This is a genomic window from Methylibium sp. T29-B (assembly GCF_000576225.1).
In the GTDB taxonomy this organism is placed as follows: Bacteria; Pseudomonadota; Gammaproteobacteria; order Burkholderiales; family Burkholderiaceae_C; genus Methylibium; species Methylibium petroleiphilum.
On record NZ_AZSN01000381.1, the window covers coordinates 1 to 805 of the forward strand.

The following is an 805-nucleotide window of genomic DNA, read 5'->3' on the forward strand; positions in this document are numbered from 1 at the left end:
CTGGCGTGGCGCTTCCTGCCCGACCGGCGACCGCGCCGCAGCGCACCGCTGTAGGACGCGGCCCGCAGCGCGTCGCGGCGCCGTCCCATCGCGCGGCGGTGTGCCGCTGCCCATACTGGCTTCAGCGAGCCCCGGACGCATGGTCGTCCCTGCGATCGCTGCCCATCACTCAGCAGGAGCCGTTGCCATGATCGAGAAGAACGCCAGCGTCCATTGGGAAGGCCGGGGCAAGGAAGGCCAGGGCCAGGTCAGCACCGAGACCGGTGCGCTGCAGGCCTACCCCTACGGCTTCGGCAGCCGTTTCGAGGACGACCGCCGCGGCAGCAGCCCGGAGGAACTGCTCGGCGCGGCGCACGCGGCCTGCTTCACGATGGCGTTCTCGTTCGCCTGCGACAAGGCCGGCTTCGCGACCACCGCGGTCGACACGCGTGCCGCCGTGCGCCTGGCCAAGCAGGGCGAGGGCTTCGTCATCGACCGCATCGCGCTGCAGCTCGACGCCGCCGTGCCCGGGATCGACGAGGCGATGTTCCAGCAGCTGGCGCAGAGCGCGAAGGAGAACTGCCCGTTGTCGAAGGCGCTGGCCAGCGTGCCGAGCATCACGCTCGTGGCGACGCTGCGCCGTTGAAGCGGCGGCGAGCCTCATCGAGGAGAGTGGGATGAGCACATCGAGATCGTGGCGCCGGCTCGCGGCCGGCTGGTTGGGAACGCTGGCCTGCACGCTGGCCGTCGCGCAGATGGACACGCCGGCGCCGCCCGGGCCGCCGGCCGCGCAATCGGTGCAGCGGCCGCCGGCGAAGACCTTGCC

Annotated in this window: 1 protein-coding gene; it reads left to right on the forward strand. The window is 72.3% G+C overall.

What is annotated here, in order from left to right; translation table 11 throughout:
* Positions 1–187 precede the first annotated feature (187 nt).
* Positions 188–625, forward strand: a complete 438-nt coding sequence (locus tag Y694_RS22065; protein ID WP_036236825.1) for an OsmC family protein — start codon at positions 188–190, stop codon at positions 623–625.
* Positions 626–805: the final 180 nt, after the last annotated feature.